We start from the raw sequence: 17,876 nt of genomic DNA, 5'->3' as shown, positions 1-17,876 counted from the left end.
GCTTTCAATTTAGAAAGTTACAGAGATAGGGTTATGAACTAAAGGGGGGCTTGTGATGAAGATCGGCGGCAGACTAAGAAATGGAGGCACATTGTTTACCCATCTGATTTTTTCATTCACATTATTAGCCGTTGTTTTAATCGGACTTGTGGGCAGTTATCTGTATGTTCAGGCTAATCGCTTAATGGTGGATGAGATTGCCAGAGACAGCAAGCAACGACTGATGACTTCAAGTGATTTTGTGGAAAATACACTGCTGCAAAAATACGAAAACAGTATCCGCAACCGAGCAGTGTCTACCTTGTCGTTAGAGAATCAATCTATGCTGAATTATTTACTGGACAGTGAATGGGAAGGTAATACGAGCAGAATATTAGCTTTTCGCAAGGATCTCGAAATTTTCAAGCTTACTAATGAAGGCGTTTACAAAATATCCACATACTTCGAGAAAGGTAATTATATCATCGATAACAGCCAGTTTTATTCGAAGCTGGACAATTCTCCAGATGCTTCCTTCTTAAAAACATCAGTTACACCAGCCTTAAACCGCTGGACTTATAGAACGTTATCGGATAAAGAAGAGGTGTTGACTTACGCAATCGCCCTTCCCTATGGCGCTTTATCAAAAACATCAACCGGAACCATGTATATTGACGTTAGCTTAGAATACATCAATAAAATGATTTCCAGCACGATGAGCTCGCCGATGGAAAAGCTATATGCTTTTGATGAAAAGGGCAGCCCTATTATCCATACGGGCTCGAACGTCGAAGAGGGGCTTAAGACTGCTAAGCAATGGATGGAGTCAGCGGGGAATAATAAGGAAATTCATTATAATAAACGCGACAAATATGTGTTGTCTTTTAAAAATGACCAAACCTCGAATAATCAATGGAAATACGTATTAATACGGCCTATGAATTCATTTGTATCCTCATCAAAGCAGCTGAAGAGTCAAATATTTATCAGCTGTATCCTGGTATTGTTAATTGGGCTTCTATTCGCTTATTTGATCTCCAAACGTGTATATGTTCCTATGAAGAAGCTTGTAAACAATGTTCGCAGCTTTTATCATCCAGGCACCGTAAACTATTCGCAAAATGAGTTTGCTATTATTGGTAGTACAATCTCAAAGCTAGGTCAAAAAATCGAAACCTTAGAATCTAAAGCTAAAGTGAATGAACTAAAAAATCTGGTATTAGGTGCAGGTGTTGGCTCGGATTACTACGATTATTTACCTTTGCAATGTTATTACATGACTAGCTATATTCGTATAACCAAGGGAGATTGCGAGGAATTCAGGGCTTTTTATGAACAGCATGCTGCCTATAGCTTTTATAAATTCGTCAGCTTGAATACGCAGGAAGCGGCGATTATCTATTTCAGTGAGTTGAACAAGGATCCCGAAGAGCTGGAGCTTTTATTATTGAAGGAGCTGGAGCTTATAAAAAATGGGTTACCCGAGCAACTACACTTTGGAGCAGCGCTTGGATCGAAGGTTCAGGCACCTGAAGAAATCCCCTTTTCGTATCAAAATGCCTTACATGCCTATCGTTATCGGTTTATCTATGGTTCGGAAGCTATTGTGCGGTATTCACATATCCCGCTCAACGATGTTACGCCACACTTATTCTCTTTTGATCTTTATAAAAATGCATTAAAGGCAGGCAATGACGTTACGATGAACAGGTTTATGGGCGATTTCCAGAGGGTCCTGGAGAAAGGTGATGTCCAATTGGAGACGGTTGAGTTAGGCTTGCTTCAGTTGGTTACGGTTCTGTATCAGACCATTATTGAGCTTGATCTGCAACAAATCGTTTCGCCTTCCAGTCTGTTCGATGAGTTCAAAAAGGAAACGTTGGCCGAAACACTTGATTCCATTCGTGATTTATCAGCACAAATTACAGCTTATATTCAAGAGTCAGGTAATCACGCACATACGGAGATCATTCATAAATTAAAAATCTTTATCGATGATAATATTCAAGAGGATTTATCGCTAAATAAATTATCTGAGGTTGCTTCGTTGGCGCCCTCGTATATTTCTACCTTGTTCGGAACCGTTATGAATGAATCATTCACTGAATATGTAACCCGAGTGCGGTTGGAGAAGGCGGCTGATTTATTAAGAGAAAATAAGCAGCTGTCCGTGGCTGAGATTTCTGCTCAGGTGGGTTATCGTAACCCGCAATATTTTCACAACAAATTCAAAACACGTTACGGAGTTACACCGGTCCAGTATAGGAACGCAGGCAATGCAAACCATTCGAGCCATTCAAGTGCATAATTCTCTAATCCATGTGGAAAAGGCAATCGTCTCGCGATTGTCTTTTCTTTTGTTTGAAAAATTATAGCCCCAATACGAAGATAATTTACTGATTTTAATGAATTTACAATAGAAAAAGCGCTTACAATACCCTAACGTAAGGGGTGTTCAGACACAGTCTTAACGCAAAATCGTATTCGGAAGGAGAAAACAACTATGAACCCGGCAAGCACTGCTGGCATTCAAAAACAGGGAGAGAATCTTAAGCCGAAAGTCTCGAGGTGGACACATACTTGGCGCCAATACAAAAAAAACAAATATTTATTCTTATTACTAGCTCCCGTGATCATCTGGTATACCGTATTTGCTTATGGCCCGATGTATGGCATTCAACTGGCTTTTAAAGATTATTTTATTCGTGATGGAATTTGGGGAAGTCCTTGGGTCGGCTTTAAGCATTTCGAATATTTGTTCACAGCTTCACCCGACTTTTGGAAAATTATTAAGAACACGCTTATTATCAGTTTTTACCATATCATCTTTGGTTTTCCTGCACCGATTATATTGGCGCTGTTATTTAACGAACTTAGGTTTTCTTTCTTCAAGAAGGTTGCACAGACGATATCCTATTTACCCCATTTCTTATCCTGGATCGTTATTGGAGGGATATTGATCACTTTGTTATCTCCGAATTCGGGTGTGGTCAATTATATTATTCAGTGGCTCGGCTTTGATCCCATTTACTTTTTAGGCAGCGAGAAATATTTCCGCTTTACGCTCGTTATGTCAGGAATATGGAAGGAAATCGGCTGGGGAACGATTATATACTTAGCTGCATTAGCAAGCATTGATTCCCAAATGTACGAAGCTGCAGTTCTGGACGGAGCCAATCGCTGGAAACAAACGTTATTTATCACCATTCCTTCGATCCTGCCGGTGATTGCTATTCTGCTTATTCTTCGGGTAGGGAGTGTGCTGGATGCTGGCTTCGATCAAGTCTTAACACTTTATTCACCAGCAGTATATGGAGTGGCGGATACGTTAGATACTTATGTGTACCGGATAGGTCTGCAAAACTTTCAGTTCAGTCTAACGACGGCTGTTGGATTATTTAAAAATGTGGTGGGTCTTATCCTGGTGTTATTTGCAAACTTCATAACGAAAAAAATGGGGCAGGAAGGTCTTTATTAATGAATGAATGTAAGGAAGGAGTAACTACAATTGAAGCTATCCACTGGTGAAAAAGTATTCCAAGTCTTTCTAATCCTATTTGTAATCATTCTTTGTATTACGATGATTTATCCCTTCTTGCATGTGCTCTCTATATCATTTAGCACACCTGCGGAGGCCCTTCGGCCGGGAATTCATTTCTATCCTAAAGAAGTTTCCTTCTTTGCTTGGAAGCGTGTACTGACAACTGATACGGTCTGGCAAACGATGGGGAATACGGTTTTTCGCACAGTTGTAGGAACGGCTCTGACACTGGTGTTTCTGTCACTGGGAGCATATCCGCTGTCTCGCAAATATTTGCCGCACCGGGGATTTTATACAATGTTCATTGTTGTAACGATGTTTTTTGGCGGCGGGCTTATCCCTACCTATCTGCTAATCAAAAGTCTGGGGCTTATAAATTCGTTATGGGTTTATATTGTCCCCGGCCTGCTCAGCACGTTTAATCTTCTGCTCCTGCGAAATTTCTTTATGGGTATACCGGAGGAACTGGAGGATTCAGCTAAAATAGATGGGGCTAATGATATGCGGATCTTATTTACGATTGTTGTTCCGCTGTCGAAGCCTGTTCTAGCAACATTAGCCCTATGGACTGCAGTAGGGCACTGGAACGCTTGGTTTGATGCAATGTTATATATGCAGGATCAATCAAAGATTGTACTGCAGCTCTTCTTAAGACGGCTTGTTATTTCAGCCGAAGGAGATCCGATGTTACCACTTCCTACTAATGAGCAGGCTCCTGAAATGGTCAAAGCAGCTATTATTATGTTTACAGCGCTGCCTATATTAATGATCTATCCATTCCTGCAACGTTTCTTCGTCAAAGGAATTATGGTTGGATCACTTAAGGGTTAGAAGACTCAGAATGGTTTAAACAGTCCGCTATATCCGCGAGCTGTCTAAATATATAGATGAACAAGAAAAGGGAGGAAATAAAAGAATATGAGGCATACATCCAAGAAATGGTTGGAAATTGCTGCGATAGCCCTATCGGCTTCACTTGTCATGAGTGGTTGTGGCGGGAATGCGGCGAATAATAGCACTAACGAAGCTAAGCCTACGAATCAAGGTCAAGGGGGGACATCAGCAGCTGAAGCTCCGATTGAAATTATTTGGGCGAACAACTTTAATACGCCAGAAGAAGACGGTAACTATGTGCAAACCGAGCTAGAGAAGAAATTTAATGTAAAAATCAAAAATATTAAATTGGAACGTGGAACTTGGAAAGAACAATTTTCGGTGCTTCTAGCTTCTGGAGATATTCCTGATATCTTCCCGGTCGATGCAAACGAAACGGATATGGTGCAATGGGCAGATCAAGGGATCATTGCGACAATTGATAAGGCTGAAATTGAATCCCTGATGCCGAAATATGCAGCAGCATTGGATTCCGTTGATTCCGGGGCATGGGGCGTAGGCTTATACAACGAAAAAAACTGGGGGATCCCGAAAATTTGGCCAGGTGGTCTTGATGGATTTATTCCGGGCTATAATGAAGCCTGGCTGAAAAATATTGGCTACTCAGAACCACCCAAGACATTGGAAGAGCTTGAAGATGTACTCACCAAATTTGTTAATGAAGATCCGGACAAAAATGGGAAGAAAGATACTTACGGCTTAATCGGCCGCGGCAAGCTTCCAGAACAATTGTTCACAAGTGTGTTCTCAGCCTATGCTGTTTCCCCTTATCAATTCAAGAAGGATGCTTCCGGGAACGTAGTTTATGGAGGCGTTACAGAAGAGACACGATCAGCATTGGCGTTATTGAGCAAATGGTACAAAGCGGGTCTGATTGATCCTGAATTCATAACTAGTGACAATAACGAAATCAATATTAAATTTGCTGATCAAAAAGTGGGTATGGTGGATAACGGGAAGTGGGGCAATTTTTATAAAGAATCTGGGTTTGTCGCAAAACCTGGTCTAGAGAAAGGTCAAATATTCGTGCCTGGCAAGCCGTTTACAGCTCCAGATGGCGTTGCTTATTCATTCGCGTATGGTGCAAGACAGGCGCCAGTATTGTTCGGTGTTCAACTCGAAAAGGATGAGAAAAAACGCCATAAAATTATGGAAATTCTTGAATATGTGTCTACGGATTCCGAAGGTTTTCTGCTGACAGGTTTCGGTCAATTGGGGGTGAGCTATGATATGGAAGGGGACCTTGCCATTCCAAAAGCGGATGAAGAGGTTAGTGCTCCGAAGATGGGAGCGGGCAATTTCTATAATCCACTTAGCTCCACAGACACTTCAATGGAAAAACATACGGTAAAACAAGAATTGCTAGATTTGAGAGACAAGATCACTCCAGGTGTTACACCATTGCTTGATGTACTAGGCCCAGCGGTATTGACAAGCAAACCCAAGTATTGGGGCAATCTGAAGACGTTACAAGATACGTTTGTTATCAAGGCGATTACAGGAGAAGCGAACACGGGTAAAGATTTTGATAATTTCAAGGATAGCTGGCTAAAAGCCGGAGGTCAGGAAGTAACGGATGAAGTAAATAAAGTGTTGGCGGATCGTAAATAGAGCGGTTGCCCGCTGATTAGTACTGGATGATAGGCTGGAGCAAAAGCTTGCTCCAGCCTATTTATTAAACCCTTAAGAGAGTTGATTCTAAGATAACGGAGGTTGAAATGAGCGAATTAATTATTTATGAGCAGCCGAATGAAGCCCTGGGGAAAGACGATTTTACAGTAAGCGTAAGAGAGCCTGGTGGGGTATGGCAATCTCTGTTTGTTTTTGAAGCAAAGGTGGATATGCATCAGGTTCGGTCGACATCGATGGTTTATTTTGATATGGATGGCACGGTGGAGGTCTCTGTTCATTGTAAAAAACAACAGATTGAACAAGCGGTTATTCGCCCTTTGGCATCCCAAATCTCCTTTCAAATCGAAGAGAATACCCTTTTGTTCACATTGGAGCACCCGTGTAAGCTTTCCATTGAAATCAATGGAGAACGTTTTAGTAACTTGCATCTTTTTGCCAACCCCTTGGAGACAGCCCCTCCTAGACATGACGATGATAATGTAGTGCTTGTCCAACCAGGAATACATCAATTTGCGGCTATCGCAGAACAAGTTCAGCATTTGTCAGAAAGGGCTAACGGGGAGCGTCAGACGATATATTTTATGCCCGGGCTTCATCAATTCGAGAATCCAATGCTGCATATCCCTTCTGGGACCACCGTTTATATTGCCGGAGGCGCGATCCTTTGTGGATCCATAATGATTGACCATGCTGAGAATGTTGTTGTTCGTGGCAGAGGTGTTCTGTATTTGGCGGATATGGAGAAAACCACTTATTTAAGAGGCGTTCAAATCCAGCATTCTGAACAGATTGAGATCGAAGGGATCATCACGCTTGATCCTCCGCATTACAGTATATATATCGGAGCGTCTAAGCATATTCGCATTCATAACTTCAAAGCTTTCAGTACACGCGGCTGGTGTGATGGAATTGATATGATGGCTAGCTCAAATGTGGATATTAATGATGTGTTCTTGAGAACTTCTGATGATTGCATTGCCATTTACGGCAGTCGTGGAGAGTATTATGGAGACACACGCCATATCACGGTTAAAGATTCCATACTCTGGGCGGACGTCGCTCATGCCATACATGTCGGTATTCATGGTGATCACCAACATAATGGCGATTTTATAGAAAATATTTGGTTCGAAAATATCGATGTGCTTGAACATCACGAGCCGCAGGAAAATTATTGGGGCGTTATGGCAATTTGTGCAGGGGACAACAATACCATTCGTAAGGTTACTTTCAAAAATATCCGGGTGGAGGATTTCGAACTAGGTCAGCTGTTTGATGTCCGCGTGGTGTGGAATAAAACCTATAATCCGGTGCCAGGACGCTGTATCGAAAATATTGAATTTAGCGATATCCACTACAATGGGAAGAATACCCATCCTTCCCGTATATTCGGCTATGACGAGGAAAGAGGTGTGAAGGACATTTATTTTTATAATCTCCAGATTAATGGAGAGGTTATTGTCGACCTGAATAACAAACATTTTGTAGTGAATGAATTTGCCAGCGGTATTTATTTGCATTAAATCAGAGGATGTAAATGAATGGAGGAGAACAATGAATTCACTTAGAGGGCTACTTTTTGGAAAATCGCTTAAACGTATTTTTAGGATCACAGTTTCTTTAAGTTTGTTGGTAACGCTAGTGCCTTTATCAGCAGAAGGAGCCGCAGTAGAATCGACAGAGCTGTCGATAATTACGGATTACCAACCTGCCATTAATGAGGTTATAGATGAAAGCGGATTCAAACATCCGGGTGTTGGCCTGACCAAGGATATTCTTGAGAATATTAGGACACAGGTACGGGCGCAAAAAGAACCCTGGATCACTTATTATAATCAGATGCTTCTCTCTCCGGCAGCTTCAAGAACGGTCACTTCCAACAATCAGAGTGGTGCGAATCCGTTGAAACCAGCGAGCGATGCTTTTAATAGCCAAGGCTTTAATTCAAGATTTATAGCGGATGGGTTGAAGGCTTATACACAAGCTCTATTGTATGTAATATCGGGTGATGAGGTTTACAGAGCTAATGCCATGCATATTATCCGGATTTGGTCACAGATGGACCCTGAGAAATACGTGTATTTTAATGATGCACATATTCATACAGGAATTCCGCTTAATCGAATGGTTACTGCGGCGGAAATCTTAAGGTACACAAGTACTCAAACTGAAGAGCTGAAATGGACGGAACAAGATGTCGCTGATTTTACGAATAATCTTATTAATCCGCTTATTGAAACGTTCCAACACACAAATGATCGTTTTATGAACCAGCATCTTTATCCGCTGCTTGGAGCTATGTCAGGTTATATTTTTACAGGAAATAAAGATAGGTACAATGAGGGAGTTGAATGGTTTACCGTCAATAAAACCGCTGTCGATCAGGGGCAAAATGGCGCGATAAAAGCATTATTCAGATGGGTTGATACAAATATTGTAACAGGGGAAAAAGTTAATCCTCCCGTAGTTCAGCATGTTGAAATGGGCAGAGATCAGGCGCATGGCGCTGGGGATATAACGAATGTAGAGATTTTATCACGTTTATTATTGGCTCAGGAAACAAAGGTAGATCCGGTAGAGGGGACTGTTTCTAGTGCGCCAAATGCGGTGGGTCCGTATGAATTTCTAGATCAACGGATTTTAAAAGCTGCCGACTACTTTGCGCAGTATATGATTGGCCATGATACACCATGGATTCCAGTGGCGGCACATACAGATGTAAATGGAAATCCAACGATTATCTATAAACACTTGGCTGGCGGTTACAGGGGGAGAATTGGCGGTAATGTCTATGACCTTTATTATTATTATAAATATACAGCTGGAATAAATATGGAGGTTGAAGCTCCTTACTTTAGCGAGATGTTTACTAAGAGATTGCCTTTCTATTGGGAGTCTCCGGATGGAGGCGGGGATTATTGGCTGTACATCCCTAAAGAAGCAGAGGGCGAGGGTACGCTCAATCTGCCGAAGGGGATAACGAATCCAGATTTGAGAGAACTAGAAGACCGGTACACGAAGCTTGATAGTCACTCCACCACAAAACAAGAAGGAGACACTACTTACGTTGAGATTACCGCAACAGATGAGGGCAGTAAAATTGCTTATGTGGGTGCAAGCAGCGGCGAACGAACCATTGCTTTTAAGATTCGGACTACTGGCATAGCAACCATGGAGGTGTTTGGCGATACCGTTACGCTGCCTGATACAAAGGGGCAATGGAGGTATATTCAGTATGCGTTCAATGAGTTCCAAGGCTTCAGCGATCTTGTCTATTTTAATGTGAAAGGAAATGGGACAACAGTCGATATTGACCATATTAATTTAAAAGCTGGGGCACAGCTTACCCCTCCAGTATTTACATCAGGGAAGGCACCGGTATCTTTATTTACCTATGAGGGATCTACAGCGGCAATTCAATTTGATTTCTCTGCGACAGACGCAGGTGCAACGGATGTTGTTGCCTATCAAGCGGATCAATTACCTGAGGGCGCACTGTTCAATGAAACTTCAGGTGTTTTCTCTTGGTCTGGAGCACATGCGGGAACGTATTCCTTTGTAGTGAGTGCCTCAGACGGAACTTCGGTTACAACCAAGGATGTTACTGTTGTAGTAGCGAATGATCGGCAATCTGCCGTCAACGCCGTCATTTCTCCTTATCATGCTGATGTGCCTTACATTTCGGCAACGTTAGCTCACTATAAGCAAGTGCATGCTGAGGTAATGGATGTAATTACTAATGTCACTGACGAGGTCTTCTATCAGAAGTTATTTGACCTGAATCTTGCAGTGCAAAGTCTTAAAGAATTGACGCCTTTAATGAAAGATGGAAGTGTTAATTTTACGAATATGTTTGTCAGCTCAACCTTTGGTAATGCAGTCCCGAACCTGCTGGACAACACAAATGATAGTTTTGTGGGGTATTATACAGCGCAGGATCGGGCGCATTACATGGATTTAGGACCGGATTTTCAAATATCAGCAGAAAGCTTTGAGCTTCAGGTAAGAGCTAGTTTTCCGGAGAGAATTGGCGGCGTTGCAATGTTCGGATCGAATGACAAAGAAAATTGGACCCGCTTAACTCCCGGTTTGACAACAGTTACTGAAGAGATGCAGAGACTAGAGGTTCAAGCAGGCCTGGAGCATGAAAAATTCCGATTTTTGAAAATGGAAATGATAAAGCCTTCGAGTACTATGCTGGAAATTGCTGAATTTAGAATCTTTGGCCAGCGGTATGAGACAGTAAATCAATTAGAGTCCGTGTCCATTCACTCAGATCAAAGCTTAAAAAATCGGATTATTCCAGGGGATACGATTCAATTATCCTTTAAGTCTACAGAAATGATCCATAATGTCACGGCCAATATACAGGGTCAACCTGTTGCAGTCAGTTCTGTGGACAATATCAACTGGACAGCTAAGCTTGTGGTGAATGAAAATGTTCCGTCAGGTACTGTGAAATTTAAGATCAATTATAAAACGGCAGCTGGAGAGGATGCAGTAGAGACTATTTTTACAACAGATGGTTCTACTTTATTCATTGCGGATCAGACAGGGCTTGTCGCTAATGTGCTTGAGATAGCAAATCTAATCGATTCCAGTGGAAGGAATCCGGCTGATCTTTTGGCAACAGCAAAAGTTTTATTTGATAATCATTTAGGTTCTATCACGGATTTTCGTTTAAATGGCAGTGGTTATGGTGCATATCTAACCTTTGACTTTAAAGAAGGCGGCCAGGCATTGCTGTCTAGGGTAGAAGTAATCGGAAGGCAAGATAATTATGCGGGCAGAATTAATGGAACAGTGGTGCAAGGCTCCAACGACAATGTGACGTGGACTACGATCTCTAATGCAGCCTGGAATACGCCGGAATGGCAGACGTTGACGATTAACAGCACAGAACCCTATCGTTATATCCGCATCACCAATGGAAACAACTGGTATGGAAACATGGCTGAACTACGTTTGTATGGTGATGTTAAAATCAATTCAAAGCTTGATGCGGTGTCCATTAGCTCCGACCAAAGTATCCAGAAACGAATTGTGTCTGGGAACACGGTGAAATTGTCTTTTAAAGCAAGTGATGCAATAAACCAAGTGAATGTCAATATTCAGGGTCAAGTCGCAACCATTGCTACTGTCGATAAGATCAATTGGACGGCTGAAGCGGTGATGGGCAATAACGTACAACCTGGACCTGTGAACTTTAGTATTAAATACAAGACAAAGGAGGGAATCGAGGGGCCGGAAAAAACATCAACTACAGATGGTTCATCTCTGTACATTCCCGATGAGACCGAGTTGATTAGTAATGTGCTTGCGATTACTAATTTAAGTGATTCCAGTGGGAGAACATCCACTGATCTCAGGAATGTTGCGGGATCATTATTCGATGGAAATGCAGGCTCAATTACGGATTTTCGGGTAAATGGCAGTGGATATGGAGGATTTATAACGTTTGATTTTAAAGAAGGGAATAGGGTCCAGCTGTCCAAGGCAGAGGTGCTTTCCAGGCAAGATAATTATTTTACACGAATCAATGGGACTGTGGTTCAGGGGTCGAATGATAATACAAGCTGGACGACAATCTCCTCACCTGCAGGAAAAACGATGGATTGGCAGACCTTAAGTATTAGTAACGCAGAAGCCTATCGTTATATCCGGATCTATAATAGTAGTAATTGGTTTGGAAACATGGCAGAATTACGCTTTTATGGTGTAGTAAAAGGGGCAGATCATACAGCTCCGGTGACAATGGATGATGCGCCACAAGGTTGGACTAACAAGGATACGTTGGTAACCTTCACAGCTACAGATGCGGGCTCTGGTGTTGCGGTAACCTATTTCACAGTAAACGATGGCGAGCAGCAAACCGGGAATTCAGTTATTTTGTCCCATGAAGGAACACATAAGTTAGTTTATTGGAGCGTTGACCGGGAAGGTAATGTGGAACAGCCGCAAAAGGTTGCTGTGGTGAAGATTGATCGAACCGCACCACAGGTGGTAATTAACGGAGAGGTTTCCTATACCATAGAGCAGACATTAAACATCACCTGTAATGCAGCTGATACTGTATCAGGCATCACTTATTCGCCATGTGATTCAACGCTCGCAGATGTAAAGGCGTATACGCTGGAACCGGGAACTCATAGTGTAACTGCGAAAGCCGAGGATGCGGCGGGCAATGTCGGGTTGGCAGAGCATTCGTTTAGTGTATATGCGACATTTGACAGCTTGTCGGCATTAACCGAAACTTTTGCAGCTGAGACGGGTGCTCCAGATTTAGAAAACGTAACCAACTCACTTTTGCAGCAGCTGGCTAACGCAAAAGAAAAAGCTGAGCAGTATGCTGGCGCAGAAGTTCACAGCTTGCTGGAAGCTTTTAATAGTGAAGTGAACCTCCAGAGCAATCAGGTGTTCACTTCTGAGCAGGCAGAGGTTCTAGTCCGTTGGTCACAATGGCTCCAGAATACAACTCCGCTTGCTGGTGGAGCCCCTGGAAAGCCAGTGTTGTCTGACAATAATGGGCACGACACCGGGCTTCGAGATGGCAGATATACCGTCACCATGAATCTTTGGTGGGGGAACAACGGTACCGAATTTAAGCTCTATGAAAACGATGTGCTGATCAGTAACCAGATGCTGACGGACAGCTCACCGAATGCGCAAGCCATGAGTACGGATATTGTGGGCAAATCAAATGGGACCTACACGTACACGTGCGAGCTGGTCAACAGCTTCGGCTCGACAACCTGCGATCCGCTTATCCTTACTGTTACCGATGCAACACCGGGTAAGCCTATAGTATCCCACGACAACTGGAGCGGGGATGGAACTTATGACGTTATGATGAATATGTGGTGGGGAACCAATGGTACTGAGTACCGTTTGTATGAGAATGGAGAAGTGATCGACACCCAGACACTAAACACGGCTACCCCTGCGGCTCAGATGACAGTTACGAAACTTAAAGATAAAGCACCAGGTGTATATGAATATTACGCAGTATTAGTCAATGCATCAGGCGAGACATCTAGTAAGAAAATCACAGTAACTGTCAAGCCAAGAAACTGATCATAGAGCTGATAAAATAGGAAGGCCCTTTCTTCGGGATGACCGAGGGAGGGGCTTTTTTATAGCTGTAAGGATACTATTGAGGGATTGAGACGTTGAATAACGAACGGAGAATTAGGGAATTCTGTAAATTGACATAACACCTATAGGTGTTATAATCAAAAGTGAACCCAAAAGGTGTTATATTAATTGAATGCTGGAGGCTATTTATTATGCAAACTCAAGAACCCTTACAAGAAATTCGTCAAACGATTTTACTAGATACGCCAATAGAAAAGGTTTGGAAAGCTGTTGCCACGGCAGAAGGAATGGCAGCCTGGTGGATGCCTAGTACATTCGAGCCTGTTGTTGGGCATGAATTCATCCTGCATGCTGGACAATTCGGAGATTCTCCTTGTAAAGTAACCGAAGTTGATCCTCCGAATCGTGTTGGTTTTAATTGGGGGAAGGATTGGCATCTTGCTTTTGAACTGAAAGAAATCGAAGGGAAAACTGAATTTACCTTGATTCATTCTGGATGGGACCCTGAAAAAGTTACTGAATTTGGACAACCACATCCAATCGTACGCGGCTTTATGAACAGCGGCTGGGAAAAAATCGTCCAAGAAAAACTTCCTGCTTATATCGAGGCTTAATATGCCGGTTGCTGAAGCAGGACATGATGTATTTCAGGCGATAGCAGATCCTACCCGCCGCAGTCTGCTAAAGCTGCTCGCTAATAAGGAAATGTCTATAGCATCTATTACGGATTGCTACCCGATCAGCCGAACCGCTGTTAATAAGCATTTACAGGTATTGTCCGATGCGCAGCTTGTTAGCAGTCAGAAAGTCGGACGGGAGACCCGGTATAAGCTTCAGCCAGAACCTTTGCTGGAGCTGCAAGATTGGCTTGCCTTTTTTGAAGGTTATTGGGCTAATAAATTATTTGCGCTTAAAGAATATGTTGAGGCTGACTCAGACGAGAAGTGATAAACCGGGAGGCGTGAGATCGCGCTCCCCGGTTTTTTGTGTTGTTTAAATTCAGTTTATAAAAGGGAGTTACCATCACAATACAAACTAAAACGTTGGAGGAATTGTAATGGTAAATGAACGCAAAAAAATAATTGAGCCCAACCCTGGAGATTGGGCCGTCGAAGCGCGTGGGCTCGTCAAAACGTTTGGTGACAATCGCGCAGTTGATGAAGCAAATCTAAACGTTAAGGCAGGCACAATTTACGGTGTTCTTGGTCCCAATGGGGCTGGAAAGACGACGGTAATTCGGATGCTGGCTACGTTACTTCGTCCGGATGCGGGGTCGGCGCGAATCTTCGGGCATGATGTGGTAAAGGAGTCGCAGATTGTTCGGCAATTGATAGGGGTTACGGGACAATATGCTTCTGTGGATGAGTCACTTAGTGCTACAGAGAATCTGATTATCTTTTCACGTCTTTTAGGGTTAGGGCGGGTAGAGGCGCGGCAAAAGGCAGCGGAGTTGTTAGAAGAGTTTGGTCTGACGGAGGCGGCGAAACGGCCACTTCGAAATTTCTCTGGCGGTATGCGCCGACGTCTGGATCTTGCAGCGAGTCTGATTGCCCAGCCTCCGCTTATCTTTTTGGATGAACCAACAACAGGCCTGGACCCACGGACACGTTCGCAAATGTGGGATACCATTCGTCGGTTGGTGAACACAGGATCAACAGTGCTGTTAACTACACAGTATCTTGAAGAAGCCGATCAGCTGGCAGATCGCATTGCAGTTATTGATCATGGCCATGTCGTTGCAGAAGGCACCGTGGATGAGCTAAAAGCTTCAGTGGGCACCACCTCGCTGCACTTAAAAGTCCAAAATCTTAAAGATATCGCTCAAGCGCGCCGGATTGTGGAACATGTGCTGCATATCCAGTCTATTGTGCCGAATGAGGCTGGGAAAATTACTGCACCGATGGCGAACGCTGATTTAGTCACTGATTTGCTTATTGCACTCCGCGAAGCGGGGATTCCACTTGCGGAGATGAGTGTGCAGAAACCGACGCTTGATGAAGTGTTTTTGACGATCACTGGCCATGGAGTTACGGATGAGGCGTCCCAAGCGTCACAAGAATCAATTAATAAGGAGGCAGCAAGAGCATGAGTATGAGAACTTCTACTATTAGTCCAGGTGCGACCCGACAATTGAAAAACCATACGAGCTTCAAACAATCTGTTCGTAACTCGTTAACGATGGCTTATCGCGGGATATTGAAAATCCGTCGCACACCTGAGCAATTGTTCGACGTAACGCTGCAGCCAATTATTTTCACACTAATGTTTACTTATATTTTTGGTGGAGCCATATCAGGAGATGTAGTGAGCTATTTGCCCGTTATTATTCCTGGTATTCTAGTGCAGACTGTAATTACGACCTCCATCGTCACTGGTGTCCAACTGCGGGAAGACATGGATAAAGGGGTGTTTGACCGCTTTAAGTCATTGCCGATTGCCCGAATAGCCCCATTAGCCGGAGCTTTGTTGGCAGATACGATTCGATACACGATCGCTACTGTGCTTACTTTTGTCATGGGCTATATTATGGGTTACCGACCTGATGGCGGTCTGGAGCATGTCGCAATTGCTGCGCTTTTGGTTATTGTCTGCTCCTGGTCGATTAGCTGGATTTTCGCTTTCTTTGGTGTGATTGCCCGAACCGCTTCCAGCGTACAGGGGATATCAATGATTGTGCTGTTCCCACTCACGTTTCTATCCAACGCCTTCGTGCCTGTAGATACGATGCCTAACTGGCTGCAATGGTTTGTCAAAGTAAATCCAATCTCGCATCTTGTGTCAGCTGTCCGTGAGCTTGCTAACTCTGGAACCGTAGGCTGGGATTTCGCTATCTCACTTATCGGAGCCGCTGTGATTGTTGCGATTTTTGCACCTATTACTGTGCGTGCATATATGCGCCGGACATAATTAGAGATGAAGAAACGGCAGAAATGCCGTTTTTTTGTGTTTTTTATTATGTTGAAAAAGCCGTGATCAAAGGATATCCCAAGATTACGGCTTAAATTTGTTGAGGAGGGACTTGCAAAGAGGCTTTTTAGAATTACTTATCTTTTTTAAAGAAGGTATGAATTAAATTGGAGACCGATCTATCATACAATATTTTAGCAGTTTCCTCATTTTGAATATGTCCACCCAAATGCAGATGAATGACGCCATGCAATGACGCCCATACCAGGTTAACAACAAGGAGAGGGTCTTTCTCATTAATAAACCCTTGTTCGATCGCTTCTGTAATAAGGGCTATCACTTGTTGTAGTGCCGTAAAGATAGCATGTAAGCTTTTCTCCTCCGGTTTGAATTCACTAAAGGCCCCTCCGAACATAACCATATAATAGCTGGTATGATTCCGTGAGAAATCCCAATAAGCTTGTCCAAGTTCGCGAAGATATAAATTTAGATTATCTTGTTTTGGAACCGCTTGAAAGGCAGCAGCTAATAATTTACACCCTTGCAAAAAAAGCTCCTTCGCTAAACCTTCCTTGTTTCCAAACAAGTTATAAATGATCTTTGTGGGACATTCCATTTTTTCAGCAACCTTGCGAATAGTTACACCTTCGGGTCCGGATTCATGCATGATGGCCGCAGCGGCTTCGATAATGTTCAGTCTTAATGTTTCCGCATGCTGTTGTTTTGCTTTTGGGTAGGTTGTAACAGATTGAGCATCTATAGAAGATATTTCGGACGATTTTTGCATGTAGTTTCACTTCCTTAGAACTTTACTTTAGCTTTTTTTAGATAGCCGTTATTTCTAAACCTTATTTTACTGATGTAGAAGAGAAATAGCCAATAATTAAATGTGTAGAACTTTATTTGACAACGCAACCTCACTTGGATACAATGATTCATATTGAAACAGTGTTTCTAGATGGTCATTAAAGGGAGAGATGATAGCAATGATTACAATTCAAAATAAATGGGCGTTGATTACCGGAGCTTCTTCGGGTATAGGTGAAGCGTTTGCTCGAGAACTTGCAGCCAAAGGAAGTCACTTAATTTTAGTCGCCCGTTCTGAAGATAAATTGATTGCTTTAGCGGGAAAATTACAACGAGAATTTCAAATTCAAGCGGAGGTTCTAGTTGCTGATTTATCTCAAGAAGGTTCCCCTGACAGGCTCTATCAACAATGTGTAGAACGTGGCTTGAACGTTGATATTCTTATTAATAATGCAGGTTTTGCTACGCATGGGCTTTTTGAACAACTATCTGGTTCGAGACAACATGAAGAAGTGATGCTAAATGTATTGGCGGTTGTAGATCTGACCCATTTGTTTTTGCCAGAGATGTTAAAAAGAAAAAGCGGAGTGATTATAAACGTTGCATCAACAGCAGCATTTCAACCTCTTCCTAATATGGCTGTATATGGAGCGACAAAAGCTTTTGTATTATCATTTACACAAGCGCTATGGGAGGAAAATCGGAAACGGGGCGTACAATTTCTTGCGTTATGTCCGGGGTCTACGGAAACAGAATTTTTTAATGTTGTAGGAGCCGATGAAGCTTCGGTCGGGAAACGAGATACTCCAGAAAATGTGGTTCAAGTGGCTATTCGTTCGCTTCAAGCTAAAAAAGTGTTTGCTGTCCCAGGATTTACAAACTATATTTCAGCTCAAATGTCACGTTTTTTCACACGTAAACAAATGCTTTATTTTGTTGGACGCATGCTCCGTACGCGACATTAATGGGTCAACGTATTCAAGCTGGTGTATTCCTTAGCAATGATTAACTATTTTAATTA

Annotated in this window: 12 protein-coding genes; 11 read left to right on the top strand and 1 reads right to left on the bottom strand. The window is 42.8% G+C overall.

The genetic code is table 11. The features are described from left to right. Window positions 1-55 precede the first annotated feature (55 nt). The 10 genes from PODO_RS17355 to PODO_RS17305 all read left to right on the top strand — a co-directional run bounded on the left by PODO_RS17355 (window position 56) and on the right by PODO_RS17305 (window position 16,048). A complete protein-coding gene (locus PODO_RS17355; RefSeq protein WP_038571811.1) occupies window positions 56-2,287 on the top strand; it encodes an AraC family transcriptional regulator in 2,232 nt (743 codons plus the stop codon). 195 nt (window positions 2,288-2,482) lie between these two features. Then, window positions 2,483-3,457 carry an ABC transporter permease gene (locus tag PODO_RS17350; RefSeq protein ID WP_036688267.1) on the top strand — a complete coding sequence of 325 codons (975 nt, stop codon included), beginning with the start codon at window positions 2,483-2,485 and terminating at the stop codon, window positions 3,455-3,457. 30 nt (window positions 3,458-3,487) lie between these two features. Further along, entirely contained in the window at window positions 3,488-4,351 is an 864-nt protein-coding gene (locus PODO_RS17345; protein WP_038571808.1) for a carbohydrate ABC transporter permease, read from the top strand. An 87-nt stretch (window positions 4,352-4,438) separates the two neighbouring features. Continuing rightward, complete coding sequence (locus tag PODO_RS17340; protein WP_036688263.1) at window positions 4,439-6,025, top strand: extracellular solute-binding protein; 1,587 nt, start codon at window positions 4,439-4,441, stop codon at window positions 6,023-6,025. Between the two features lie 107 nt (window positions 6,026-6,132). Next, entirely contained in the window at window positions 6,133-7,569 is a 1,437-nt protein-coding gene (locus PODO_RS17335) for a glycosyl hydrolase family 28 protein (protein ID WP_038571805.1), read from the top strand. Window positions 7,570-7,600: 31 nt separating this feature from the next. Next, window positions 7,601-13,120, top strand: a complete 5,520-nt coding sequence (locus PODO_RS30615) for a discoidin domain-containing protein (RefSeq protein ID WP_080742519.1) — start codon at window positions 7,601-7,603, stop codon at window positions 13,118-13,120. A 212-nt stretch (window positions 13,121-13,332) separates the two neighbouring features. Next, window positions 13,333-13,755 carry an SRPBCC family protein gene (locus PODO_RS17320; protein ID WP_038571802.1) on the top strand — a complete coding sequence of 141 codons (423 nt, stop codon included), beginning with the start codon at window positions 13,333-13,335 and terminating at the stop codon, window positions 13,753-13,755. 1 nt (window position 13,756) lies between these two features. Continuing rightward, window positions 13,757-14,089, top strand: coding sequence for an ArsR/SmtB family transcription factor (locus tag PODO_RS17315; RefSeq protein WP_038571799.1), 333 nt, complete (start codon window positions 13,757-13,759; stop codon window positions 14,087-14,089). Window positions 14,090-14,198: 109 nt separating this feature from the next. Beyond that, complete coding sequence (locus PODO_RS17310; RefSeq protein WP_038571796.1) at window positions 14,199-15,230, top strand: daunorubicin resistance protein DrrA family ABC transporter ATP-binding protein; 1,032 nt, start codon at window positions 14,199-14,201, stop codon at window positions 15,228-15,230. A gap of 2 nt (window positions 15,231-15,232) precedes the next feature. Beyond that, the gene (locus tag PODO_RS17305; RefSeq protein WP_038574573.1) at window positions 15,233-16,048 is read left to right on the top strand and encodes an ABC transporter permease; all 816 of its coding nucleotides are present in this window, start codon (window positions 15,233-15,235) and stop codon (window positions 16,046-16,048) included. A gap of 133 nt (window positions 16,049-16,181) precedes the next feature. On the opposite strand, the gene PODO_RS17300 is transcribed toward PODO_RS17305, so the two are convergent. After that, window positions 16,182-16,835, bottom strand: coding sequence for a TetR/AcrR family transcriptional regulator (locus PODO_RS17300; RefSeq protein WP_038571786.1), 654 nt, complete (start codon window positions 16,833-16,835; stop codon window positions 16,182-16,184). A gap of 199 nt (window positions 16,836-17,034) precedes the next feature. Here PODO_RS17300 and PODO_RS17295 point away from each other — a divergent pair, with 199 nt between their 5' ends. Then, window positions 17,035-17,820 (top strand): SDR family NAD(P)-dependent oxidoreductase, encoded by a 786-nt coding sequence (locus tag PODO_RS17295; RefSeq protein ID WP_038571784.1) that lies wholly within the window; start codon window positions 17,035-17,037, stop codon window positions 17,818-17,820. Window positions 17,821-17,876 lie beyond the last annotated feature (56 nt).

The organism is Paenibacillus odorifer (assembly GCF_000758725.1).
Classification (GTDB): Bacteria; Bacillota; Bacilli; order Paenibacillales; family Paenibacillaceae; genus Paenibacillus_AQ; species Paenibacillus_AQ odorifer.
Note: the sequence above shows the minus strand (reverse complement) of the source record. Positions and strands in the feature narration are given on the sequence as shown.